Source organism: Candidatus Nitrosotenuis uzonensis, assembly GCF_000723185.1.
Taxonomy (GTDB): Archaea; Thermoproteota; Nitrososphaeria; order Nitrososphaerales; family Nitrosopumilaceae; genus Nitrosotenuis; species Nitrosotenuis uzonensis.
The window spans coordinates 295288-318264 of the sequence record NZ_CBTY010000006.1; the positions used below are offsets into that span (position 1 = coordinate 295288).

Here is a 22977-nt window from a genome sequence, read left to right on the forward strand (position 1 = left end):
AGATGTGTGCTCTGTGAACATTACAGAGAAGATACTCGCACGAGCGTCATCAAAGTCTCGAGTGGCTCCAGACGACATTGTGTTTGCAAACGTGGACAAGGCGATGATTCACGACGTGTCCGGCCCAGGAGTGATAAAGGTATTTGAGAAGCTCAAAAAGGAGGGCATTCCAGTTGAGAAGCTCTGGGATTCTTCGAAAATTTGGGTCGCAGAGGATCACTTTGTCCCATCTGCTGAAAAGATATCGGCCGAAAATATCGTCAAGCTAACCAAGTTTACCAAGCAATATGGGATTGAAAAACACTTCAAATACGGAATGGGGCAATACGGAATATGTCATACACTGTCCCACGAGGAAGCAATGGTGCTTCCAGGCGAGGTGTATGTTGGCGGAGACTCTCATACGAACACCACTGGTGCGCTTGGTGCTTTTGCCTGCGGACTAGGACACACTGATGTGGCCTACGTGCTTCTAAACGGCAAGATATGGTTCAAGGTGCCGCAGACTCTATACTTTAAGCTAAATGGAAGACTTTCTGATAACGTCATGGCAAAAGACTTCATACTCAAAATAATAGGTGACATAGGCACAGACGGCGCGGCATACGAGACCATGCAGTTTGGAGGAACTGGCATCTCTGAGATGTCAGTAGAATCAAGGCTCACTTTGTGTAACATGACTACAGAAGCGGGAGCAAAAAATGGAATCATCGAGCCTGATCAAAAAGTGTTTGAATATCTTGCACAGCGAGGTGCAACAAAATACTCTCCAGTGTATGGTGATGAGGATGCAGAGTATGCCAAGGTGTATGAATACGAAGCATCAGAACTTGAGCCCCTTGTGGCAAAACCATATTCGCCTGAAAATATTGCGGTCGTACGCGACGTGGCGGGGGTGGAGCTTGACAAATCGTATATTGGATCATGCACCGGGGCAAAATATGAAGACCTTGAGGCTGCCGCAAGGATATTGAAAGGAAGAAAGGTCAAAATAAGAACGGAAGTGCTACCTGCGGCGATCTCAATTTACAAGAGAGCAATGGAAAATGGACTGATCAAAATATTTCTTGACGCCGGCGTCACTGTGGGACCGCCAACATGCGGTGCCTGCTGCGGTGCGCACATGGGCGTCCTTGCAAAGGACGAAGTATGCATTAGTACAACCAACAGAAACTTTCCAGGACGAATGGGGCATGTAGAATCAAAAACCTACCTTGCATCGCCTCTTGTTGCAGCAGCGTCTGCAGTTACAGGAAAGATAACGGACCCACGTGATCTGAGATGACAGGCAAGGTAATCAAATACGAGCGTGACAATATAGACACGGACGTCATACTTCCAGGACAATATCTGAAGCTTCATGACTATGATGAGATAGCAAAACACGCAATGGAGGGAATTGACCCGACATTCCACTCGAAGGTAAAGCCCGGTGATTACATTGTGGCTGGAAAAAACTTTGGGTGCGGCTCTAGCAGGGAACATGCGCCTATAGCGCTTAGCCACTGCGGAATAAAGGGCGTTCTGGCAATCTCGTTTGCAAGGATCTTTTATCGAAACGCAGTAGATGGGGCATTTCTTCTTCCAATAGAAATAGACGAGCAGACGTACAAAAAGATCTCAGATGGGGATCAAATTGAAGTTGACACACAGAAAAACCAGATAAAGAACATTACCAAGAACGAAACGTATGCTATCAAGCCATTCTCCGAGATTGTGGCAAAGATAATCGAGGCTGGTGGTCTCTTCAAGTACAAACCTTAGCGCGGCGCTTTTAGATTTTATATCCAGTGCGTGTAGCTTTACTGTAATGCCTAGGACTATTTTTGAGAAGATATGGGATGATCACAAGGTGACAGAGATTGACGGGAGATCTCTACTATATGTTGACAGGCACCTTGTCCATGAGGTGACATCGCCACAGGCATTTGACGGACTTAGGATTAACAAGCGCAAAGTGAGGAGAACCGATCTTACATTTGCTACGATGGATCACAACGTGCCAACGTCCAACAGGTCCCTTCCTATAGTAGACCAGATATCTGCAACGCAGATAAGAACTTTAGAGCAGAACTGCAAGGAATTCGGAATACCGCTTTTCGATCTGCACAGTCCGTATCAGGGTATAGTGCATGTGATAGGGCCGGAGCTTGGCATAACACTTCCAGGTACGACCATAGTATGCGGTGATAGCCACACGTCAACCCACGGGGCATTCGGAGCATTTGCGTTGGGAATAGGCACAAGCGACGTAGAGCACGTTCTTGCTACTCAATGTATCGTGCTTGACAAGCCAAAGACTTTTGAAATAAGAGTGGATGGAAAGAGGAAAAACCCACACACCATAACAGCAAAGGATATCATACTGTCAATAATAAAGAAAATCGGCACAGGTGGGGGGACGGGCACAGTAATAGAATACCGCGGCCAAACAATCTCCGATCTAACAATGGAGGAGAGGATGACAATATGCAACATGTCAATAGAGGCAGGAGCTCGAGCAGGGCTTGTGGCTCCTGATCAGAAGACATTTGAGTATTTGCGGGGTAGAATGTATACGCCAAAAAACTATGATGATCTTGTGTTACAGTGGCAAGAGCATCTGAAAACTGATAGCAACGCCAAATTCGACAAGACATTCTCTATTGACGTAACGGACATAGCGCCGCAAGTAAGCTGGGGTACAAACCCTGCGATGACGACCGATGTAACGGATGTGGTGCCAAGTCCTGATGAATATGCCAAGGGCAACAGGAGCGAGGAGGCTGCAGCAAAAAAGGCACTTGAATACATGGGACTTGTGCCGGGCACGCCAATCACCGATATTAAGGTAGACCGGGTCTTTATCGGCTCGTGCACAAACGCAAGGCTGCAGGATCTCATAGAGGCAGCAAGCATCATAAATGGAAACAAGGTGGCGCCAAACGTGAGGGCCATGGTGGTTCCGGGCTCGCAGCAGGTAAAAAAACAGGCAGAAGATCTTGGCCTTGATAAAATATTCAAGGATGCAAATTTTGAGTGGCGTGAGTCCGGGTGTAGTATGTGCCTTGGGATGAATCCGGACATTCTGGCACGCGGAGAAAGGTGCGCTAGCACATCGAACAGAAACTTTGAGGGCCGGCAGGGCTCTGGAGGAAGAACCCATCTTGTGAGTCCTATAATGGCAGCCGCGGCAGCGATTGCAGGACACTTTGTAGACGTAAGGGAGATGGTCTGATATAGAAAAATTCCACATAGTGAAAAGTATGGCAACTCCGCTTGATAGAGCCAATGTCGACACGGACCAGATTGTGCCAAAACAATTTCTCAAACTTGTACAGCGGACAGGATTTGGCAAATTCCTCTTCTATGACTGGCGCTTTGAGCCTGACGGAAGTCCCAAAAAGGATTTTGTCCTAAACGATGAGCGTTACTCGGCGTCCCACATACTGCTTGCGGGGGATAACTTTGGATGCGGCTCTAGCAGGGAGCACGCAGCGTGGGCACTCAAAGACTATGGCTTTGATGTGATCATAGCACCTTCCTTTGCAGACATATTCTACAACAATTGCTTCAAAAATGGTATACTGCCGATTTCCGTTGATAGGGCTATGATAGATGATCTTATGAGAACAAACTTGCCAATAGAGGTGGACCTGCAAAATCAAACAATAAAATACGACGGCAAGTCGATCTCGTTTGACATAGACCCAAGCAGAAAGAAGACGCTACTTGAAGGACTAGATGATATTGCCGTCACACTTCAACATGAAGAAAAGATATCTGCCTTTGAGAAGGCGCATCATCTCTGAGACATCTTTGTAATTATCTTTCTTACTGTATCTTTTTTTCGTTCAAGCACGTTTGGCGATTCGACATCAAGCCAATCTGTCTTGCCTATGTCAAACGAACTTACGAGCCCTTCTTTTGAGAGTTCCTGCAGTATGTCGTAGGAAAGGTTGAGGTTCTTTTTTTTGCGCATTTTTCTCCTTATAATTTGTATTATCTTTGGAGAGAGAACATAGATTCCAGTGCACTCATGATCATGCATTTTAACAAGCGGTTTTTCGATGAATTGCATGACTTTGCCGTCTTGGACTTTTGCAAATCCAGTCTCCTCTTTACGGTATTGTCGTGTAGCTATGCACGCCATGCTCTTTTTTGCAACAAAATGCTTGTACATTTTTTGTATGTCAACGGCACCTATGTTATCAACAAACCATAGCACAAACGGCTCGCCATTCACTATCTTTTGTAGATGCATAAGGTCACCTGCAGTTCCGCTCTCAGAATCTTGTACGAATCTGATCTTTGAGGTACCCTCAAAATAATGCCTTATCTGACCGCCTAGACCAGCAATGTCCGTGACTATGACTATCTCTGAGATCATCTTTAGCGATGAGAGGTAATCTGTAATGTATGATATGAGTGGCCTTCCGTCAAGTGGGATCATTGCCTTTGGGAAATAATCCGTAAAGGGCCTTCCACGCGTCCCTTTTCCACCTGCTAAAATTACTGCTTTCAATCTACCTGTATGATTTCTGCTTTCTTCTTCTGGCTCCAGGACCGCCAAACTTCTTTGGTTCCTTCCTTCTTGCATCGCCGCTCAGAAGATGTTTATCAAAATCATTGATCTTCTTTTTCAGATCAGTCCTTACTGGCTTGGTAAATGGGTGCTCCTTTGGCTCTTTTTTGGATTTGGTCCATCCTGTGAGTGCTCTTGAGATTGCAGTTGCCGCAGCATACGCCTGGCCCATGAAGCCGCCGCCCTTGACCCTTACTGAAATGTCCACTTTGCTTCTTAGCTCGCCAAGTAGCTCAAGCGGACCTAGAATTACTTCTCTTGCAGTCTCTTGTGGAATCATCTCAGCTGGAACGTTGTTTATCCTTACTCTACCAGTGCCCTTAGTTATGTACACGTGAGCCCTTGAGGTCTTTCTTGTCGCAAAATAGATCTCAGTCTTGGGTGTCATTGTGTCCAGCCTACCTCCCTTGCCAGATCTGCCATTGTGGTGTAGTTTGCCGAAGGCCTTGTTATCTTTGCGTTTTCTAAAATCATCTTGTCTTTGGAGCGTAATTCAGATGGGACGCCAATGTATGTTCTAAGTCGCTTCAATGCAGCATGGCCTGAGGGCTTTTTCCTTGGAAGCATTCCACGTATCATTCTCTCTATGATTGTGTCAGGCCTTCTTGGGTGATACGGGCCGTGCTTTGGATGCAGAACGCTAGACACTTTCAAAAAGTTGCGGTATTCGTCGATTATATTGCGTCTGTTGCCGCTGATCATTATCTTCTCGCAGTTTACTATGGAGACATGATTGCCCTGTAGTAAAAGCTTGGCAACGTTTGAGCTGAGCCTACCAGCAAGAAGGTCAGTACCGTCAACTATGATTATCTGGGCTTGTTTATCCAATTATTCTCACTCCTTTACCTGTAGGAAATTTTGAGATTATGTCGTTGTGATTGATTATTCTGCCGCCTGAGCTTTGGATTTTTCTTGCTGCCGCAGTAGATATGGAAAAACAGTATAATGTGATTTTATGTGATATGTTTCCGGTTCCTAGGACTTTGCCTGGTACTATAACCACATCGTTTTCCTTGGTGACGCTTCCTAGTCTTCCCACGTTTACAACCCGCCTTGCTATGGTAGGTTTTTGAAGCATCTCTGCCAGCTTTGACCAAATCGGAGCCTTGTTCTTAGTCGATGCCAACTTTAGATCCTTTACTGTTCTGATGACTAATTGATTGGTCATAGATTTAGCCCATTTGCAACCCAAATATAATATGTATGATCAGGCTTTGAGCTCTGCAATCATACCCTTGAATTCTTCAAGTCTCTGCTCAAGTTCATCTATTGCAGAAACGACTATCTGTTCTGGAGCGAGTGCGCCTGTCGTTTCAACTGTCAAGATGTATTCTTCCGGCTTGTCCGTGTGGGTAAGAACTGAGATATTCGCAGAATTCCACTTTGCATGATCTGTTCCACGGCCAAGCCTTGCATATGCTTCCAACTTTACCTTCTGGCCAGGGGCAATCTGGACTATGGGAATCTTGTCGGAAACGGGCTTTATCGTTTCGTCCTCTGAGCTCATCTCAGCCGAAGTAACAATACGCGTGCTGTCTGTGTTGCCAGAATCGATTACAAGCATTACCCTGCAGTTTGAGCATCCAGTCTTGCTTTGGCAAGCACATTTGAGTGGCTCTGCAAATCTTTTCAGATCCGTCTTTATGGGAATTAGACCAAGTCTATGGGCTATTCCCTCATCTGACATGACTGAAGAATTTTCAATAATGTCGACTGTGTCTATGGCAAAGACTGGCACACCGTTAAGGCATATCCTCCTTAGGGCATTTGCATACTGGAGAGGAACACCCTTCAGTTTGACTGAAATGCGTTGTGTGTCTTTTGAAAGTACTTCTAAGGAAGGCAAACAGAAAAAATTTTGTCAGTCCACATAAAAATCTAGCGTGTTTTTGACAGAGATAAATACCGATCATTCCTTACCTACGCCATGACCGATGTGACCGTGATTAGGCATTCTGTGGGTGGAGAAAAGTTTGAGATTCTGGTAAAGCCAGATCCTGCATTGGAATACAAGCTTGGCAAAAGAAAGGATATTTCCACAGTTCTAGTATCTGATGAGGTCTATACGGATTCCGGCAAGGGAACCAGGGCCTCAACTGAGAAACTACTCAAGGCATTCAACACCCAAGATACAAATGCGATAATAGAACAAATTCTAAGAAAAGGTGATCTAAATCTTACCACAGATCAGCGAAGAAAAATGATTGGGGAAAAAAGAAAACAGATCATCGAGTTTATCGCAAAAACATATGTGGATCCACGATCACACCTGCCGCACCCGCCGCTTAGGATAGAGCAGGCTCTAGAGCAAGCGCGCGTCTCAATCGACCCGTTCAAAAACACCGACGAGCAGGCAAAAGACATAGTTGAAAAATTGCGCTCAATAATTCCGCTAAAGTCCGAAAACCTTCTGTTGGAGATTACGGTTCCGGCTCAGTATGCTTCGCAGTCGTATGCGGTTCTGAAATCGACCGGCACTTTGAAAAAAGAAGAATGGCAAAATAACGGTTCACTTAAAGCAATACTAGAAATACCTGCGGGCGCAAGGGCAAACGTGATCGACAGACTCGGCTCAATAACCAAGGGGACAGCCACTGTGGAGATGGTAAAATAATGGATGATATAAAACGCAAATACGTAATCCCGGGAGATGTGATAACAAGCGGCCCTTACAGAGCTGAGGACAACGTACATCTTTTTGGTGACAAGATTATTGCAACAACTGTGGGAATCTCTGAAATCTATGACAGCGGAGTACGTGTCATCCCTCTAACTGGAATCTATATTCCAAGAATTGATGATTTTGTTATCGGCAAGGTAAAATCGCATACTTCTCTTTCATGGGAGGTCGACATTAATTCATGCTATCCTGGCATACTTCCTGCTCAAGACGTCTTTGGACGTGATTTTAATCCTAAAACACACGAGCTCACATCAAGACTCAAGACCGGTGACCTAATTGCGTGCAGAATTGCAAACTTTGATCGTTCAAGAGACCCACTAATCACAATAGGTGATAGGGACTTGGGCAAAATTGAGGATGGCGAGCTTGTCAAGATATCGCCATCCAAGGTACCGCGACTTATTGGAAAGCGCGGCTCCATGATTCAGACTATAGAAAACGCCACAAAAGCGATGATAACAATAGGACAGAACGGGTACATTGTAGTCTCGGCTGAAAATCCAGATGGATTATTAAAGGCACTGGATGCCATCAAAATGGTTGAAGAACAGGCACACGTTCCAAATTTGACCGAAAGAATACAAGAAATGTTAGGATCAAAAAGTGAATAAAAATGGGAGTAAAAAAATCAGATATAGTACTGTTAGATGACAAAGGAATCAGATGCGACGGCAGAAAAATAGACGAGCCGCGCAGAATAATGATCAAGGCAGGCGTCCTCAAGAACGCTAATGGATCTGCCTACATAGAGTTTGGCGAAAACAAGATCCTTGCAGGCGTGTTCGGACCAAGAGACGTACACCCAAAACATCTTGCAAACACAGACAGGGGAATACTCAGATGCAGATACCACATGCAGCCTTTCTCGGTAGGCGAGAGAAAGAATCCTGCACCGTCAAGAAGGGAGATTGAGATTTCAAAAGTAATCAAGGAAGCATTGGAACCGGCAGTAATGCTTGAGAGTTTTCCAAGGACAGTAGTGGATGTGTTCATAGAGATTCTACAGGCTGACGGCGGTTCAAGATGCGCTGCACTTGATGCCGCTGCTGTAGCGCTTGCAGATGCGGGCATACCAATGCGAGACATGGTATCAGCATGCGCAGCCGGCAAAGTGGCAGACACGATTGTTCTTGACATTAACAACGAGGAGGATCAGGAAGGCCAGGCCGATATGCCTGTTGCGTACATGCCTAACCTTGGCAAAGTAACTCTTATCCAGCTTGACGGAGTGCTGACGCCTGAAGAATATGAGAAATGCGTCAACACTGCAATAGGTGGGTGCAAGCTTGTATACGAGATACAAAAGAACGCGTTACGCGAAAAGTTTTTCGGTGAAAATTCATGAGTGGCATACTGGATGATCTAAAAAAGAAAAAAGTCCTCTCACTTATCAAAGAAGGGCAACGAATTGACGGCAGAGCACTTGATGAGCCAAGACAGATTACAATAGATGTTGGCGTGATTCCAAAGGCTGAGGGCTCTGCTAGGATAAGACTTGGCGATACAGAAGTGGTTTGTGGAGTAAAAATTCAGCCTGACAAGCCATTCCCTGATCTTGGGGACAGGGGCATCTTCATATGCACAGCGGAAATACTTCCTCTGGCAGATCCAAGCGTGGAGCCGGGTCCGCCTGGAGAGGAAGTAATTGAGCTAGCACGAGTTGTAGACAGGGGCATCAGAGAAAGTGGAATGATTGATCTTACAAAACTGGTGCTTGAGAAGAATAAATCGGTAATAGGACTATTTGTCGATAACAGCGTTACAGATTATGACGGGAACCTTTTTGACGCTTGTTCTTATGCATCAGTGGCAAGCATACTTTCTTGCAGAGTGCCTAAATGGGAGCTCGTAAATGACACACCGACCCTTGTTGAGGGTCAGTTCTCGGAACCGCCAATCACTACCATCCCAGTTTCTGTGACTATGGGAAAGATAGGCGATACCATAATAGTGGACCCGAATGCAGACGAGTGGGCCTGCATGGATGCAAGGATAACCATGACTACAAACAACGCAGGTAACATATGTGCAATCCAGAAGGGTGGAACCGACGGATTTACAGTAGAACAGCTTATGCAGTGTTCCAAGGTCGCAATCTCGACCGGAGCAAAAATAAGGGAGATAATCAAGTCCATAGGTAAGTAAGAATGCTCAAAAAAGGCGCATCACTGATAGGTTTTGGAGCCAAATATGGCATCAAACACAGGAAAAAGTATACACAGGTTCATGTATTATTAAAGTCAAAAAGAAAGTGCCCTGAATGCGGCTCGATAAAGTTTGGCAGGCAGGCAGTGGGAATCTGGGCATGCAAAAAATGCGGCTACAAGGTTGCCGGTACTGCTTACGATGTCAGCGTTTAGTGCTAGAATAGAGATCCGTGCAAAAGAAAAGACAAGGGCGATCTTCGATTCCATAAGAACTGATGATAAATTCTATCCTGAGAATCCGACCAGGACCAAATTTGAAGTGAAACAAAACAAGATGCAAATAACAATAGAATCAGATGAGATCTCGCACTTGAGGGCCAACCTCAACTCGATACTCCGGCTAATCCAGGCAAGCGAAGATTCTATAGAATCGGTAAAGATATAAGAAAAAACAAGAGCAATGACTTGATGTCGTCCGGACAACAGATTCCTCCATGGCTGCAAGAGCAGATAATGAAACTCCAGCAGTCGCAACAAAACCTCCAGTCTATAATGGCGCAAAAACAACAGGTCGACATGGAACAGATAGAATCGGACAGGGCGCTTGAGGAATTAAAGAAAATAGCTGACAGCGAGACCGTCTACAAGCACAGTGGATCAATTCTGATAAAGTCCACAAAAGCTGCCTTGATTGCAGAATTGGAGGAGAAAAAAGAGCTTGCAAACACGCGCTCTGCAGTTCTGGCAAAGCAGGAAGCAAGACTCAAGGAAAGCATAAAGGAACAAGAGACAAAGATAAACGAGATGATTCGCGGCGGACAAAAACCTAGTCCACAATAAATTATTAACAATATAACGTATTTCTGGTTAAATGAAAATCGAGGCCATTCGAATAGTAGTGGATGAGCGTGAAAGAAAAAGCGGTATCCCGGATCTACTCAGAGCGGTGGGCGTGAACCTTGAAGTAAAGACACTGCCAATAGGGGATTACATAGTGGCACCTGAGACAATAATTGAACGGAAGAGCATCCATGATCTAATATCGTCCGTCTTTGATGGAAGGCTTTTTGATCAGTGCAATAGACTCAAAGAACACTTTGCCAATCCTGTCATACTCATGGAAGGTAATGTTGATGAAATAGAGCACATAGTAGAAAACCCACTAGTGTTCTACGGCGCAGTATCTAGCATTGCGATTGACTTTAAAATTCCTATAATTCCTACCCCGAGCGCTGCGCATACAGCAAAGCTGCTAATATCAATGAGCTCTCGCAAAGAGGTAACCAGAGGACCGTTTCTAAAAAAGATAAAAAAATCAGACGATTTGCAAAGACAGCAACTTTCCGTGCTCTGCAGCCTGCCTGGTATAGGAGAAAAGCTTGCGGTAAGAATGCTCCAAAAATTTGGCTCACCATCAAGGACTCTCAATGCATCGTTTGCAGAGCTTGCAAAGGTTGAAGGCCTTGGCGAGGCTAGGGCAAAGAAGATAAAGCAAATGCTCGAGCAGCAAAGCAAATTCAAAAAAGAATCCAACCAGAAGACCCTTGATAACTAATGTTTGACATACTTGTATCATCGCAATGGCTAGCAGAACACTTGGATGATGACCTGGTGGTGGTCGATACAAGATCAAAAGTGGCGTACATGTACGGCCATATTCCAAACTCTGTGTCAATAACAGTCGAGCAGGTTATATCGATTAATGAGCACGGTGCGCACCTTGTACCGGAGCCAGATGTGTTATCTGGGTTATTTGGTGCATCAGGAATAGACAGGGACAAGACTGTGATAGTTGCAGGCGAAGCAATGGATCCTTCGCTTGCAAGGGTGGCATGGACACTGCAGTATCTTGGACATGAGAACCTCAAGATTCTGGACTTGGGAATCAGCGCCTGGCAGAATACTGGACTGGCAATGACAAGGATGCAACCAAAGATGGCGACAACAAAGTTTGTTCCAAACATAAACTCAAAGATGCGAATACGGGCAGAAGAGCTAAAGGAAAAACTTGGCAGCGTGCAGATCCTTGATGCGCGAACTCCTCAGGAGTTTTTCGGAGGACATCTGCCCGGCTCGGTACTTATTCCATTTACTGACGGAATAGGCCAGAGCAACATCTTTGAGTCAAAAGACAATCTTAAAAGATTGTTTGAGCAAAAGAATGTTCTTACGGACAGAGAAATCATCTGCTATTGCATGCACGGACACCGCGCTTCAAGTCTGTTTTACCAGCTAAAACATGCCGGCTTTGACAATGTCCGGCTATACGATGGCTCGTTTATAGACTGGTATTCAAGAAGGTTTCCTCTTCAATAGTTTTCTTGTAAGCCGATTTCCGCAGATTGGGCAGGCATTCACTGCAGTGAACTCTTTTTTGCAGGCAGAGCAATAATGCCTCCACCTTCCAACATCGCGTATTCCATTTGTCATGACTGGATGGATTGATATCTTCATGTTTTTAGCCAGATTGGAAACCGCAAAATCATCGGTGACTATATGGCCTCCTGTTTGGAGGGCAAGAGCAACAGCAGAAATATCTGCCTTTGAAAGCTCCTGAAAGTCGCCCGTCTTTTTTGCCATGTCCACTACTACCTTGATACTCTGAGGTTCCGCATCCATTATCTTCAATCTGCCTGTCTGGATTAGAATTTCAATGGCCCCGTGGCATTTCTTTATGTGTTCTATTTCCTCAAAGACAAGTGAAGTAGTATGTCCCAACTCTGGTGATGCAAACGGGATGCCAGCATAAAACGCGCTGGCATCGTAAATTCTAAAACCCAAGCTTGCTCATCTGTCTGAGGCCTTGGCGCTTTATCCTGACAAACACCGCCTGGATCTTGTGTTTTTTTATCACTATGGGCTCTTCAAAGCTTGCAGTCTTGATCACTTGGGCGTCCATGACTATATTAGTGTCATGTGAGCATATGATCTGGATTTTCTCATCTGGCACCACAATTGACGGCAGGCGTCTGACGGGGGCTACTGGCGTGATTATGAGAACGTCTAGACTTTCATGCAGTATGGGGCCGCCAAGAGAGAAAGAATGTCCTGTAGAGCCACTTGGCGTTGAGATCATAACTCCATCCATTTTCTGCTTTACTACGTCGTTCTGAAACTTTATCTCAAACTCTGATGTCTTGGTAAGATTCTGCCTGTTGATGTAAATCTCGTTTAGGGCAGGGGGAAACTCCTCGCCGCCCACTGAGGCAACAACCCTGGTTCTCTTGTCAAGCCATATTTTGTTTGCTTTGATATCGTCTATTGCATGGTCTATCCTGTCTATTGTAATCTCAGATAATATGCCACGGTTGCCTCCCACATTGATCGTAAGAAGAGGCGTCTCGGTCTTCAGACTCCTAAACGTCCTCAATGTCGTGCCGTCGCCACCAAGGGTTACAATCAGGTCCAGTTTTTTGTCTGCAAGGTCGTCAACAGACTCAACCTTTTTTGCACCATCTACGAAGACAGGCGCTATGGTGAACACCTCGGCCTTGTTAGCAAGAAATTTTTTTGCTACCTTTTTTGCGGCACTTTCGGCCTCCTCTGAGCCAAACTTGCTTACGACTGCGACCCGGGATAGTTTCAACCACAACCCATTGTGCAGGTTCATTTAAAAATCATCGGCTTCCAAACAAGAAAAACAATTAAGTATGAACTCGGTGGGTGTAATTTGAAATGAGTTACGCTCATCCAGAAGTACTAGTTGACACCGAATGGGTGTCAAAGAATCTCAACAACGCCAATACGCAAATAGTGGAGGTCGATTATGATCCTGAAAATGGATACAGAAAAGGCCACATTACAGGGGCAAGGTTGGTGTGGTGGAGGCGTGACATAAACGACCCTCAGACGCGTGATATTGTAAACAAGCAGCAGTTTGAAGCACTGATGTCAAAAAACGGAATAAAGCCAGATACTGAGGTGATTCTTTATGGCGATTTTAACAACTGGTTTGCTGCTTTTGCATTCTGGGTTTTCAAGTATTATGGCCACAAAAACGTGAAGATAATGAACGGCGGCAGGAAAAAATGGGAGCTTGAAAAGCGACCATATGTTACTGAAGAGCCTGCAATCGCATCTACAAACTATGTAGCACAGCCGCCTGACGAGGGGCTGAGGGCATACCTGTTCGATGTGAGACGCGCCCTTGACAAAAGCGAGATTGCTCTAGTTGATGTGCGTTCTCCAAAAGAGTTCACAGGTGAGATTACTGCACCACCAGAATATCCGATGGAACACGCGCAGAGAGGCGGACACATTCCAAAGGCGCAGAATATACCGTGGGCAACCGCAATAAATGACGCTGACGGTACGTTCAAGTCAGTAGAAGAGCTAAAGCAGAACTACGTTCCAAAGGGAATCACACCAGATAAGGAGGTCATTTGCTACTGCAGAATCGGCGAACGCTCTTCACATTCATGGTTTGTCTTAAAGTACCTTCTTGGATACCCGCAGGTAAGGAACTATGATGGTTCGTGGACCGAATGGGGAAACATGATAGGCAACCCTATTGAAAAGTAAGTTGAGCCAAGAACTACCAATTCTAAAAAAAGGCGCATACTATACAATCCGCGACGGTCAGGACGATCTGATAATGGAGGACAGGACAAAACGCGGTCTCACAGTCCGAGAAAGGTCGCTAGATGAGAAGATACCAGTCCTTGCAGACAAGGGTATGATTCATGATATGGACGGCATAGGGCACAAGGTTGCGATAAGATGGTATTTTCCCAAAAAAGAGTACGATCTTGCAAAAGTGCTAGTGCATGCGGAGTCCATGGAAAAAAGGTATGCCGAGCTTCGTGAGCTTACGTGTCCGGACGATTCTGAATAGAGAAGATTTTTAAACAAATTGGGCCAAAACTAGCTTAATGTCACTTTTACTCAAAGATCGCATTTACACGATGGAATCTACCACTGCAAAGAGGGGCGTTTATCCGCTTCACGGTTACAAGCTTGGTCTTTACAGGCTACCAATAAAACTGGAAGACCCTGCAGAGATGAAGTCGATAGTGGAAGGGCTCAAAAAAACATTCACTATGGATACCTTTGCGGATAGAGTCTATGCAACGTATACCTGGACGGAGGAGAACATGCCGGATCTGGATGCGAAAGGATATGAGAGTGTGCAGCTTTCAATCACAGTTGAAATTGTAACTGGAGAGGTAGTGGATATCATATACCAGATATTCCCAATAGAAAAATTCGGGGATCAACAGTGGGTCAAAGACTACCGCAAAAAGGCGGACTATTATGCAAAGATGATAATTGACACCATACTAAGAAACACCATTTTAGCAGACAAGATGGTAGAATATTTTGTAAAGACGGAAAAGATGGAGCAAGAGGCAGCGCTCAAAAAACTTGAGGAGATAACCCCGCTTGCCAAGATTGTTCCAAATGCAAAGCCAAAGCCAAAGGTGGAAGCACCAACGGACGCAGCTCAACCACAAGCAGCAGCTGCAGCGGAGGTCAGAGACGGAGCAAAACCTGGCCCAATCGACGTTGATTACAAATCGCACATGCCTCCCAGCGCTGCATATACTGTACCGTCAAACAAAAACGTCATCAAGACTTGGGGAAGGGTTGGAACCGACAATAACACGCTAGGCGTTTGGGGCGAGTTTGTTGCAGTTGACTTTGACATTTGCATTGCAGACGGAGCATGCATTGATGCTTGCCCAGTCGGTGTTTACGAATGGTTCGACACGCCAGGGAATCCGGCATCTGAGAAAAAACCGCTTATGGCGCGTGAACCGGATTGCATATTCTGTTTGGCATGTGAGGGAGTATGTCCGCCTCAGGCAATAAAGATCTTCCAGCGCAAATCCTAAAAACGTCTGGTATATTCTGAGGATGTAATGGCAGTAAATCCATTTACAATCTTTGTATTTGACATTTTCATATTCTCTGCCATTTTACTTACTGTGTACACTGTGAACTTTTATTATTTGGCGTTCCGCTCCATTAGAAGAAAGGACAAGTATCCGGTGGCCTCGCTTGGGACACCGACCGTGACTATCCAACTTCCAATCTACAACGAAAAATACGTGGCAGCAAGGCTGGTCAAATCCGTGTGCGATATGGATTATCCAAAAGATAGAATGAAGATAATGGTGCTTGACGATTCTGACGATGAGACCGTCGAGATAATAAGCGACCTTGTCACTGAATACAAGAAAAAAGGATATGATATTGCACACATCAGGCGTGGGACAAGAAAAGGCTACAAGGCAGGCGCTCTCAAGTACGCGATGAATCTTACTGACACCGAATTTGTCGCAATATTTGATGCCGATTTTATACCGCCGTCATGGTTTTTGAAACGTGCGATCCCGTATTTTGCGTCACCAAATATAGGTCTGGTGCAGTGCAGGTGGGGACACGTCAATGAGAATTATTCGGCAATGACACAGGCACAGGCACTGAGCCTTGACTTCCACTTTCTAATTGAGCAAAAGGCAAAGAGCAACTCACACCTTTACATGAACTTTAATGGCACTGCAGGTATATGGAGAACTGAGTGTATCGATGATGCAGGTGGATGGCATACGTCTACGCTTGTAGAAGATCTTGATCTGAGCTATAGGGCACAGATGAAAGGATGGAAGTGCATATTTATCCCGGATATAGTTGTCGACGCAGAGCTGCCGGTCCAGATGAATGCTGCAAAAAGACAGCAGTTCAGGTGGGCAAAAGGGGCAATACAATGTGCCGTCAAACTGCTTGGGGATATACTGATAAAAAGAAACATTCCGTTCGAGACCAAGATACAGGCATTTGTGCAGCTTACAAGGCACTTTGGGTATCCGCTTTTGCTCATCCAGTTTTTGGCATTGCCTATATTGCTTGCAGCCAACATAAACTTGCATGTGGTAAAATTCGTGCCAGCCCTTACGATAGCCACGTATCTTGCAATGGGTCCTGTCGCATATCTTCTTGTCATATACAATGTATGGGGAAAGAACTGGAAGCAAAAGGCAAAGATTCTACCATACCTTCTGATCTATTCTGCAGGCATGGCAGTCAATAACACAGTGGCAGTATTTGATGGAATGTTTGGCAAAAAAAATGAGTTCCTGCGGACGCCAAAATATGGCATAGTGAACAAATCAGATGATTGGCGAGATAAAGCGTACAACCTGCCGTTCACAAAGACAACACTGCTTGAGATCTTCTTTGGAGTATACGGACTGATTGGAATAATGATTGCGATATTCTCAAAAAATCCTGTGTTTGCACCGATCATTGCAATACCGACAATAGGGTTCTTTTACATCGCATACCTTAGCTTTGCACACTCTAAATTTAAAAGAAATAAATCCCGCACCCCAGTTACAAAATCGGAAAAGATGGCTGATAGTTACTATAAGATGGCCCTTGTTGGCATGTTTGCAATTATAATATTTGGGGCATACATGGCATATCAGGGATACAAGACTGACGTATATCCGCTTGATATCTCTAGGGGTAAGCTAGACAGAATAGCTGGCGGCAACAATCCAATCCAGATGCTTGAGGACCTCAGGGATGTCAAGACACAATTGCCAAAGAAAGGTAATCCAGTATGGATATTCCCAACAGATACCACTAACTTTGATAGGATTCAGGCGGACATTGATTCTATGATGGAGACTATAGTATCGGTACAAAACGAGCCAAAGAACAGTGAGGCATTCAACACAGCAATGCTTGACATTCATTCAAGGGCAATAATGTTAAGGCAAAACCTGATGGATGCTACGCCCTACATGTATGCAAGCTTTTCAAATATTATATTCAGCTCCATTTGGATTGCTGCCATACTTGGAATATTTGCGATACTGAAAAGAAAGAAGGAGCAGCTAAAATCATACGACAAGTCGGAAGACGTCTAGCCTCGCAGAATCTTGGATAGGACGCCCTGCTTTCTCGGTTCTACTTTGTTATCTTCTGATTTTTCCTCAGAGAGCCTAAACTGTGAGATCATCTTTTGCAGCTGAGTTGCAAGCTCCGATAGCTGGTTTGCAGCAGATGCAATCTCGTGCGTCTGAGCAGTCTGCTGTTGTATAGCTGCAGATGCTTCCTCGGTTGCAGCCGCGTTCTGCTCTGCGACTGCTGCAATATCTGATGTATTTGCAGCTACTTCCTTTACTTTAACTACCTCGATCTGTGTGCCATCTGAGAGCTTTTTGACGTTGTTGGAGACTGATTTTATCTCAGCTGCTATATCGTCAAGGGATTTTAGTGAAGAATCAATTATCAGCTTTCCCTGGTTTACCTCAGTAGCACTAACCTCAATGTCCTGCACCACTGTCTGGGCATCCTCTTGAATCTGTTTTAGTTTCTCGTTTATCTCATCTGACGATCTTGCTGAGCTTTCTGCAAGGCGTCGTACTTCATCTGCCACTACTGCGAATCCTCTACCGGCCTCACCTGCACGGGCTGCCTCTATTGCGGCATTGAGTGCAAGCAGGTTTGTCTGGTCCGCAATCTGTCTTATGACATCTAACACTGCCGTTATCTCGCTAGTCCTGGCTGCAAGCTGGTGTACTTTTTGGGCAGATTGATTTGTGACTTTTATAATATTCTTCATTCTCTCGCCTGCCTCCTTTGCTGACTCTGATCCCTTCTCGGAGAGATTGCCTACGTGATTTGTTATTTCTACAGACTCGATCGCGTTTACCGCAAGATCCGAGATTGACTTGGAGAGCTCATCTACAATCTGTTTTGATTTTGAGAGTCCTTGCGCTTGCGATTCCGATCCCCTTGATACTTGATCCACTGTGGACGCAATTTGTTGAACTGACGAATTTAGCTCAGTTCCAGACGCTGCTATCTGCTGTGCGCTAGCAGAAACTGACTGAGCCGCAGCGTTTACTTCGGTTATTATGTTTTTAAGGTTGCTTGCCATCTGGCTTTCTGCCATGATGAGCCTGCCTATCTCATCATTTGATTTGGGCTGTTCTACTGTTACTGTAAGATCACCGTTGCTTATTCTTGACGCAATATCTGTTGCCTTTACTATGGGTTTTGTAATTGAGCGCGAAATAAAGAATGCAAATACTCCCACTGCCACATTCACGGTTATTCCAAGCATGACTGCTTGGAATGTCAGACCTGAGAGGTATTCTTGGGCTCTTGCATCATCTAACTGGCTTGCAATCTGACTTGATGAGTAATAGTTTCCAACTGAAATTGTCAAGACGGACACTATTGCAATTGCGTTAAACAGAATCTGCAATTTCCAGTTAAGTGAGCCATTAAATCCTTTGATCATAATGTATGTTTTTCATACTGTTGGATTATAGGCACAAGTGTGTTTGAGATAAACAAATTATTTGATGCTCATCGTGCGTATGTCTTGGTAATTATAACATAACCATATTATTATTAGTACGGTACAATACCGTACAACATGATAACATGCGAATATTGCACAAAGCAGTTCGTTGAAACCCTTACCGGTCTAACCGAAAAAACACTGCACGAGATACTTCATGGACCAGAATTGGTCAATGAGTAGCTACGCTCCTTTTTATCTTATTTTAGCCACATCTTTTATTATCAATAGCACTACGTAATGCTGTGAGCGCAAAAAAGACTGCAAAAAAATCAGCAGAAAAGCAACCTACCTCCGGCCTTGCTAAAAAAGATAGCATGACGCTTGCAAAAAAAGTAGCGGCAGTATCGGACTCTACAAAGGCTCTCTCAAAAGAATTAAAATCAATGTCAAAGATTTTTGCTGATAATCAAAAAGTGCTTATCTCTATTAAGGATATGATAGATTCACTGACCTCTGCTCTTGAGCAGATCCAAAAACAATCAAAACAAATGACGCTCATAGAGGAGGACAACCAACGCTTGTTTGCAGGACTTAACCAGGTCAGGGCGCAAGCATCCATGATTACAAAAATAAACGAACATGCGGCGCGACTACAAGATCAGGTAAACAAGATATCGCAGGCCCAAAAGGAGGCACCAGATCCGGAAAGCATAATCAAGGCAGTATCTGATAGCCAAAACTCAATCCAAAACAACACTCACATGATAATCAAAATAGCTCAGAGGATAGACAAGATACAGGAAGACCTAACAGACCTCTCATCGAAGACTGAACACATCTTTACTGTCAATGAGGAAATGGCTGGTCTCAAAGAAAAAATACATGCACTTCACGAAAGAGCGGAAAAAAGCAACGTCGAATCGGAGATTGCATCCATTAAACAGGATCTTTTAGGAATTATCGAAAAGACAGGACAGGCATCGAAAATAGCGGCGGAGCTAGGCCTGATTCAGGAAAAAATAGGTTCTATATCGCAAAAGGCAGAGGGAATAGAATCTCTTGCAGGGAAGGTACAGCAACTTCAGGATATGCTCTTCTCAAATATGGCAAAGACCGAGGCAGTCACTCACCTTACAGGTGAGGTCCAAAAATTGGAATCTGAAATCTCCTCTCTAATTAAGAGGGCAGATGCCAACGCGTTTGTTGGAGAGAGCCTCAAGTCGGTACAGGAAGACTTTACATCCTTTAAGGAAAATGTGTTTAACAAGACCAATACCATTGATCAGAAAATATCTGCCATGTCTGATATGATAAAAAGATCTGATGCATCAATGTCTGAATTTCACAAAAAAACGGACAAGCTGTTCGGTGAGTTGCATGACGTACGAAACGTTACAAACAAGTCATCATCTAACGCATCAAAGGAGATAGTAGCTCTGCTCAAGCTGTCTGAATTCCAGTCTAACATCAGAATTGCAGCCGAGTCAAAATATGGCGAGATAAAAGATATCGAGAGGATGGCAGAGCAGACAGCATCGATAATCAATTTGTTTGACCGTCTCTCAATAGAATCGGAAGACAAGGTATCGCTTCCACACGAGGTAAGGCAGTGGGCAATAGGAAAAATGCTTGATTGTGCTGACCGGTGGGAGATACGCTTTGCCGACCTCTTCAACGTTCTGATAGGCAAGCTTGGAAAAGAGCTTGTAAAAGAAAACATCAGAATACAGCAGGTAAGAGATATTTTTGGAATACGTGGCGTTGACGAAATAAGAAAAGAGCTTAATCTGCAGCCATAACAGGCTTGCCATATTTTTGAGCAGTCAGATACCCCAGGTCTCATTCCACATTATGTTCAGATGACCTAATCATCACTCTGCAGGCTATAATGACTCGTAGCACAGATAATTTTAATTCTGTGGGAGTGTGGGCCTTTATCTAGTAGGCATCAAAGCATGTCTGACATAACAATTTTTCACTAAAGTGTTGTACAAGACTATCTTTGTTGTTAAAAAAAATTTCGGGGACTGGGCATTATGAATTCCCAGATTCTTGACAGGGTAGTAGCTTCAGGAATCTGTGGAATCAAAAAGGCAGAACTGAAAAAAATCTATGGCAAGGAGTGCGAGGATTCGCTTGAAACGCTTGCCAAGGATGATAAAATTGTGGTGGACAGCAAAGGAATAGCACATTATGTGTGGAGCAAGGAAAACTATATCTCTCATTTATCAGAGCATGATCCGAAATTCAAGATAATCTCAAGGTTGGTCAAGAACCTTGAGAATACCATAAACCAGATGAAAGTGGAAGAATCAGCCAAGCAGGAACAAAGGCCGGTGGATTTTAAGATGCATTTTGATCATGCGATCGTCGAGCTCTCATCGTCGCTTGGATGGGTTCCATTTGTTGGGATACGGGAAAAAATATGCAAGATGCTTGGAATCTCGCAGGAGTCTTTCTATTCATTGGCGTTAGAGTTAATCGAGTCAAATCACGGCAAATATGAAATTTCGACAGGGGGTCAGGAAGGTATCCATGTGCGCGGATTATTGCACGGATACATAAGGAGACTATGACGACCTATCCATACGGTCTGAAAGAGAATCCATACCCTAGCAGCCCTACGCCAACCGAACAGGACGCAAAAATCCTAGGCGGAACAAGACATCAGGAGGCAAAGGATGCAATCGTCAATTGTATATCTGACCTATACAGAAAGGTCTCCCGACGAAATTCCACCGATGATGATTTCAGATTGATTACCGTGGTACAGGATGTAGGGTCTGGCAAAACTCATCTTGCATTGCACATAAAGACGCTCAAGACAAGGCAGGACATAGCTACAAGCTATGTAGACCTTTCAACAATATCGCCCAAGACAAACGAGGGAATCTATAACGCAATAATCGAGGGATTTGGTAAGGAAATATTTGCCGAGCTTAGAGAAAGGCTTCTCTGGCAGATCTGTGAGCGAGCACAAAAGGGTGACATGCTTGCAAGGAAGGTTATTGGATACGGGTTTGTAGACAGACTAAAGGGTACTACGATGAAACAAAAGACCGAAGATATAGTTTATGATAAAAAGCCTATCCTAAAAGAGCATCTTGCAACATATCTTCAATTTAACCACTCATCTCACGAGTCTACCGTGCTCAAGAACATAATCCTTAGAGAATCTGACAGAATAACCAATCTTGACGAGCTACACGGAAGACTGGGAGCAATTGCCAAGTTCAGTCATGACTTGCTTGGAAAGGTGATTCTCTTTGAACTCGATGAGTTTGACTCTAACGAGGCAACGTTGGAGTTCATAAAATCTTTGATAAACGCACACATACCTGCGTCAGTACTGCTGTTGATTACAACACCATCCGTATACCTTGATGTGCAAAGGGTAAACCCATCAGTATTTGACAGGTTGGAAAAAGCCAACTACAAAATAGATCTGGCCGGGGCCAATTCTATTGACGAATTGATTGAAATAGCAATAGAATACATCAAGGAGGCTGACAAGACTGAGCGTTTCAACAAAAAAGAACAACAGGAACTTGCAGCGAAAATACGTGTCCTATGTGACGAGTTTCCCGAGTTTAGAAATGTGCGTTCCATAATCAATATACTGAATCATGCAGTTGAAGTTGCATCACGTATGGGAGAGTCGGAAATATCTGAGGCAGTCATAGATGAAACAATAAAGCAGACATATCCTGGTCTGAAGATAAAGGGAAGCATAATGGAAGTGCCTATATCGGAATTTATCAAAATCAAGCGGACGTCTGGAACAACTCAGAATCAGGTAAAACAGGCAGTTTCAAATCTTATCAACTATGCCCATGAGATGGGTAATGTCTCAAAATCTAACAAGCCTAATCCTTCGTTTGACGCTGTGTATTCCGATCCATTCGGAAATAAAATAGGAGTTACAGTAGTGATGGATTCCAATCATACAAAGAACTTTGAGACAATATCAAATGTGGTAAAGTCATCCGCATTCGTTGATAAACTGGTGATTCTAACAAATACAAGTATACCGCAGTCAGGACAGGCCACCATAGTGAACGTAGACAAGTCCAAGGTAATTGATCTGCTTTACTTTAACAACAAGTACACTGAGCGTAAGCTAGAAGAGCCAGAAACGGAGAAAATCAGGATGCTGGCCAAGACAATCTGTGTGATTTAGCCAAAGCAATTTTAGTCGTTCTGTTTTCTGTTTGATATGCAAAGATTGTCACTGCAGAACAAAAATGGTGATTTTGTGGCCCAGATCGGGAGCACAGTTGGTACCGTAAGTACTTTTGTGTTTGTATTAATCGGGATC

28 protein-coding genes are annotated in these 22977 nt (G+C 44.3%); 20 read left to right on the plus strand and 8 right to left on the minus strand.

All coding sequences use genetic code 11. The features are described from left to right. The first annotated feature begins 13 nt into the window (after positions 1-13). The 4 genes from NITUZ_RS02285 to leuD are packed head-to-tail and all read left to right on the plus strand — an operon-like array spanning position 14 to position 3791. Complete coding sequence (locus NITUZ_RS02285; RefSeq protein WP_048194768.1) at positions 14-1285, plus strand: 3-isopropylmalate dehydratase large subunit; 1272 nt, start codon at positions 14-16, stop codon at positions 1283-1285. Further along, complete coding sequence (locus tag NITUZ_RS02290) at positions 1282-1764, plus strand: LeuD/DmdB family oxidoreductase small subunit (protein WP_048194770.1); 483 nt, start codon at positions 1282-1284, stop codon at positions 1762-1764. Before NITUZ_RS02285 ends, NITUZ_RS02290 begins: the two co-directional genes overlap by 4 nt. A 46-nt stretch (positions 1765-1810) precedes the next feature. Further along, on the plus strand, positions 1811-3217 hold the full coding sequence (gene leuC, locus NITUZ_RS02295; RefSeq protein WP_048194772.1) for a 3-isopropylmalate dehydratase large subunit: 1407 nt from the start codon (positions 1811-1813) through the stop codon (positions 3215-3217). Between the two features lies 1 nt (position 3218). After that, positions 3219-3791, plus strand: a complete 573-nt coding sequence (gene leuD / locus NITUZ_RS02300) for a 3-isopropylmalate dehydratase small subunit (protein WP_048194774.1) — start codon at positions 3219-3221, stop codon at positions 3789-3791. Here the strand turns inward: leuD and NITUZ_RS02305 are convergent. From NITUZ_RS02305 to NITUZ_RS02325, 5 genes are read right to left on the minus strand one after another with little or no spacing between them, the layout of a single operon-like run. Next, positions 3782-4552, minus strand: coding sequence for a nucleotidyltransferase family protein (locus NITUZ_RS02305; RefSeq protein ID WP_320409000.1), 771 nt, complete (start codon positions 4550-4552; stop codon positions 3782-3784). The genes leuD and NITUZ_RS02305 overlap by 10 nt on opposite strands. Next, positions 4506-4952 (minus strand): 30S ribosomal protein S9, encoded by a 447-nt coding sequence (gene rpsI / locus NITUZ_RS02310; RefSeq protein WP_048194779.1) that lies wholly within the window; start codon positions 4950-4952, stop codon positions 4506-4508. Before rpsI ends, NITUZ_RS02305 begins: the two co-directional genes overlap by 47 nt. Then, positions 4949-5392: a 50S ribosomal protein L13 gene (locus NITUZ_RS02315; RefSeq protein WP_052370036.1), complete on the minus strand. Its 444-nt coding sequence runs from the start codon at positions 5390-5392 to the stop codon at positions 4949-4951. Before NITUZ_RS02315 ends, rpsI begins: the two co-directional genes overlap by 4 nt. Next, entirely contained in the window at positions 5385-5732 is a 348-nt protein-coding gene (locus NITUZ_RS02320) for a 50S ribosomal protein L18e (RefSeq protein ID WP_048194781.1), read from the minus strand. The genes NITUZ_RS02315 and NITUZ_RS02320 overlap by 8 nt, the downstream gene beginning before the upstream one ends. Before the next feature lie 39 nt (positions 5733-5771). After that, complete coding sequence (locus NITUZ_RS02325) at positions 5772-6410, minus strand: DNA-directed RNA polymerase subunit D (RefSeq protein WP_048194783.1); 639 nt, start codon at positions 6408-6410, stop codon at positions 5772-5774. An 81-nt stretch (positions 6411-6491) separates the two neighbouring features. Between NITUZ_RS02325 and NITUZ_RS02330 the strand changes: the two genes are divergently transcribed. Genes NITUZ_RS02330 through NITUZ_RS02370 form a run of 9 tightly spaced genes read left to right on the plus strand, consistent with a single transcriptional unit; the run spans position 6492 to position 11710 of the window. After that, entirely contained in the window at positions 6492-7178 is a 687-nt protein-coding gene (locus NITUZ_RS02330) for a ribosome assembly factor SBDS (RefSeq protein WP_048194785.1), read from the plus strand. Beyond that, complete coding sequence (gene rrp4, locus NITUZ_RS02335) at positions 7178-7858, plus strand: exosome complex RNA-binding protein Rrp4 (protein WP_048194787.1); 681 nt, start codon at positions 7178-7180, stop codon at positions 7856-7858. Before NITUZ_RS02330 ends, rrp4 begins: the two co-directional genes overlap by 1 nt. Before the next feature lie 2 nt (positions 7859-7860). After that, positions 7861-8592, plus strand: coding sequence for an exosome complex exonuclease Rrp41 (gene rrp41, locus NITUZ_RS02340; protein ID WP_048194789.1), 732 nt, complete (start codon positions 7861-7863; stop codon positions 8590-8592). Beyond that, positions 8589-9392 carry an exosome complex protein Rrp42 gene (rrp42, locus tag NITUZ_RS02345; protein WP_048194791.1) on the plus strand — a complete coding sequence of 268 codons (804 nt, stop codon included), beginning with the start codon at positions 8589-8591 and terminating at the stop codon, positions 9390-9392. The genes rrp41 and rrp42 overlap by 4 nt, the downstream gene beginning before the upstream one ends. Positions 9393-9394: 2 nt before the next feature. After that, positions 9395-9607: an eL43 family ribosomal protein gene (locus tag NITUZ_RS02350; protein ID WP_048194793.1), complete on the plus strand. Its 213-nt coding sequence runs from the start codon at positions 9395-9397 to the stop codon at positions 9605-9607. Further along, a complete protein-coding gene (locus NITUZ_RS02355; RefSeq protein WP_048194795.1) occupies positions 9594-9839 on the plus strand; it encodes a KEOPS complex subunit Pcc1 in 246 nt (81 codons plus the stop codon). The genes NITUZ_RS02350 and NITUZ_RS02355 overlap by 14 nt, the downstream gene beginning before the upstream one ends. 23 nt (positions 9840-9862) lie before the next feature. Further along, positions 9863-10234, plus strand: a complete 372-nt coding sequence (locus NITUZ_RS02360; protein ID WP_048194797.1) for a prefoldin subunit beta — start codon at positions 9863-9865, stop codon at positions 10232-10234. A 31-nt stretch (positions 10235-10265) separates the two neighbouring features. After that, positions 10266-10949: an ERCC4 domain-containing protein gene (locus tag NITUZ_RS02365; protein ID WP_048194799.1), complete on the plus strand. Its 684-nt coding sequence runs from the start codon at positions 10266-10268 to the stop codon at positions 10947-10949. Then, entirely contained in the window at positions 10949-11710 is a 762-nt protein-coding gene (locus NITUZ_RS02370) for a sulfurtransferase (protein WP_275040819.1), read from the plus strand. The genes NITUZ_RS02365 and NITUZ_RS02370 overlap by 1 nt, the downstream gene beginning before the upstream one ends. Here the strand turns inward: NITUZ_RS02370 and NITUZ_RS02375 are convergent. Beyond that, positions 11687-12175, minus strand: a complete 489-nt coding sequence (locus NITUZ_RS02375; RefSeq protein WP_048194801.1) for an NOB1 family endonuclease — start codon at positions 12173-12175, stop codon at positions 11687-11689. The two genes, NITUZ_RS02370 and NITUZ_RS02375, sit on opposite strands and share 24 nt — an antisense overlap. Further along, positions 12165-12980 (minus strand): NAD(+)/NADH kinase, encoded by an 816-nt coding sequence (locus NITUZ_RS02380; protein WP_048194802.1) that lies wholly within the window; start codon positions 12978-12980, stop codon positions 12165-12167. The genes NITUZ_RS02375 and NITUZ_RS02380 overlap by 11 nt, the downstream gene beginning before the upstream one ends. Positions 12981-13069: 89 nt before the next feature. Here NITUZ_RS02380 and NITUZ_RS02385 point away from each other — a divergent pair, with 89 nt between their 5' ends. From NITUZ_RS02385 to NITUZ_RS02400, 4 genes are all read left to right on the plus strand, one after another. Then, positions 13070-13915, plus strand: a complete 846-nt coding sequence (locus NITUZ_RS02385) for a sulfurtransferase (protein WP_048194804.1) — start codon at positions 13070-13072, stop codon at positions 13913-13915. A gap of 1 nt (position 13916) precedes the next feature. Further along, positions 13917-14228 (plus strand): hypothetical protein, encoded by a 312-nt coding sequence (locus NITUZ_RS02390; protein WP_048194806.1) that lies wholly within the window; start codon positions 13917-13919, stop codon positions 14226-14228. A gap of 688 nt (positions 14229-14916) precedes the next feature. Beyond that, the gene (locus NITUZ_RS10390) at positions 14917-15228 is read left to right on the plus strand and encodes a 4Fe-4S dicluster domain-containing protein (protein ID WP_420887305.1); all 312 of its coding nucleotides are present in this window, start codon (positions 14917-14919) and stop codon (positions 15226-15228) included. Between the two features lie 27 nt (positions 15229-15255). Beyond that, positions 15256-17271, plus strand: coding sequence for a cellulose synthase family protein (locus NITUZ_RS02400; RefSeq protein WP_048194810.1), 2016 nt, complete (start codon positions 15256-15258; stop codon positions 17269-17271). Here the strand turns inward: NITUZ_RS02400 and NITUZ_RS02405 are convergent. Then, the gene (locus NITUZ_RS02405) at positions 17268-18653 is read right to left on the minus strand and encodes a methyl-accepting chemotaxis protein (protein WP_048194812.1); all 1386 of its coding nucleotides are present in this window, start codon (positions 18651-18653) and stop codon (positions 17268-17270) included. The genes NITUZ_RS02400 and NITUZ_RS02405 overlap by 4 nt on opposite strands. Positions 18654-18961: 308 nt before the next feature. Here NITUZ_RS02405 and NITUZ_RS02410 point away from each other — a divergent pair, with 308 nt between their 5' ends. From NITUZ_RS02410 to NITUZ_RS02420, 3 genes are all read left to right on the plus strand, one after another. After that, positions 18962-20458 carry a hypothetical protein gene (locus NITUZ_RS02410; RefSeq protein ID WP_048194814.1) on the plus strand — a complete coding sequence of 499 codons (1497 nt, stop codon included), beginning with the start codon at positions 18962-18964 and terminating at the stop codon, positions 20456-20458. A gap of 237 nt (positions 20459-20695) precedes the next feature. Then, positions 20696-21235 carry a hypothetical protein gene (locus tag NITUZ_RS02415; protein ID WP_048194816.1) on the plus strand — a complete coding sequence of 180 codons (540 nt, stop codon included), beginning with the start codon at positions 20696-20698 and terminating at the stop codon, positions 21233-21235. Next, on the plus strand, positions 21232-22839 hold the full coding sequence (locus NITUZ_RS02420; protein ID WP_048194818.1) for an ATP-binding protein: 1608 nt from the start codon (positions 21232-21234) through the stop codon (positions 22837-22839). The genes NITUZ_RS02415 and NITUZ_RS02420 overlap by 4 nt, the downstream gene beginning before the upstream one ends. Positions 22840-22977: the final 138 nt, after the last annotated feature.

Excerpts from the sequence above, each read along its gene's own strand:
- NITUZ_RS02290 (WP_048194770.1), top strand. The coding sequence starts at position 1,282 with ATGACAGGCAAGGTAATCAAATACGAGCGTGACAATATAGACACGGAC.
- leuC (WP_048194772.1), top strand. The coding sequence starts at position 1,811 with ATGCCTAGGACTATTTTTGAGAAGATATGGGATGATCACAAGGTGACA.
- rpsI (WP_048194779.1), bottom strand. The coding sequence starts at position 4,952 with ATGACACCCAAGACTGAGATCTATTTTGCGACAAGAAAGACCTCAAGG.
- NITUZ_RS02320 (WP_048194781.1), bottom strand. The coding sequence starts at position 5,732 with ATGACCAATCAATTAGTCATCAGAACAGTAAAGGATCTAAAGTTGGCA.
- NITUZ_RS02330 (WP_048194785.1), top strand. The coding sequence starts at position 6,492 with ATGACCGATGTGACCGTGATTAGGCATTCTGTGGGTGGAGAAAAGTTT.
- rrp4 (WP_048194787.1), top strand. The coding sequence starts at position 7,178 with ATGGATGATATAAAACGCAAATACGTAATCCCGGGAGATGTGATAACA.
- rrp41 (WP_048194789.1), top strand. The coding sequence starts at position 7,861 with ATGGGAGTAAAAAAATCAGATATAGTACTGTTAGATGACAAAGGAATC.
- rrp42 (WP_048194791.1), top strand. The coding sequence starts at position 8,589 with ATGAGTGGCATACTGGATGATCTAAAAAAGAAAAAAGTCCTCTCACTT.
- NITUZ_RS02350 (WP_048194793.1), top strand. The coding sequence starts at position 9,395 with ATGCTCAAAAAAGGCGCATCACTGATAGGTTTTGGAGCCAAATATGGC.
- NITUZ_RS02355 (WP_048194795.1), top strand. The coding sequence starts at position 9,594 with ATGTCAGCGTTTAGTGCTAGAATAGAGATCCGTGCAAAAGAAAAGACA.
- NITUZ_RS02360 (WP_048194797.1), top strand. The coding sequence starts at position 9,863 with ATGTCGTCCGGACAACAGATTCCTCCATGGCTGCAAGAGCAGATAATG.
- NITUZ_RS02365 (WP_048194799.1), top strand. The coding sequence starts at position 10,266 with ATGAAAATCGAGGCCATTCGAATAGTAGTGGATGAGCGTGAAAGAAAA.
- NITUZ_RS02370 (WP_275040819.1), top strand. The coding sequence starts at position 10,949 with ATGTTTGACATACTTGTATCATCGCAATGGCTAGCAGAACACTTGGAT.
- NITUZ_RS02385 (WP_048194804.1), top strand. The coding sequence starts at position 13,070 with ATGAGTTACGCTCATCCAGAAGTACTAGTTGACACCGAATGGGTGTCA.
- NITUZ_RS10390 (WP_420887305.1), top strand. The coding sequence starts at position 14,917 with ATGCCTCCCAGCGCTGCATATACTGTACCGTCAAACAAAAACGTCATC.
- NITUZ_RS02400 (WP_048194810.1), top strand. The coding sequence starts at position 15,256 with ATGGCAGTAAATCCATTTACAATCTTTGTATTTGACATTTTCATATTC.
- NITUZ_RS02405 (WP_048194812.1), bottom strand. The coding sequence starts at position 18,653 with ATGATCAAAGGATTTAATGGCTCACTTAACTGGAAATTGCAGATTCTG.
- NITUZ_RS02415 (WP_048194816.1), top strand. The coding sequence starts at position 20,696 with ATGAATTCCCAGATTCTTGACAGGGTAGTAGCTTCAGGAATCTGTGGA.
- NITUZ_RS02420 (WP_048194818.1), top strand. The coding sequence starts at position 21,232 with ATGACGACCTATCCATACGGTCTGAAAGAGAATCCATACCCTAGCAGC.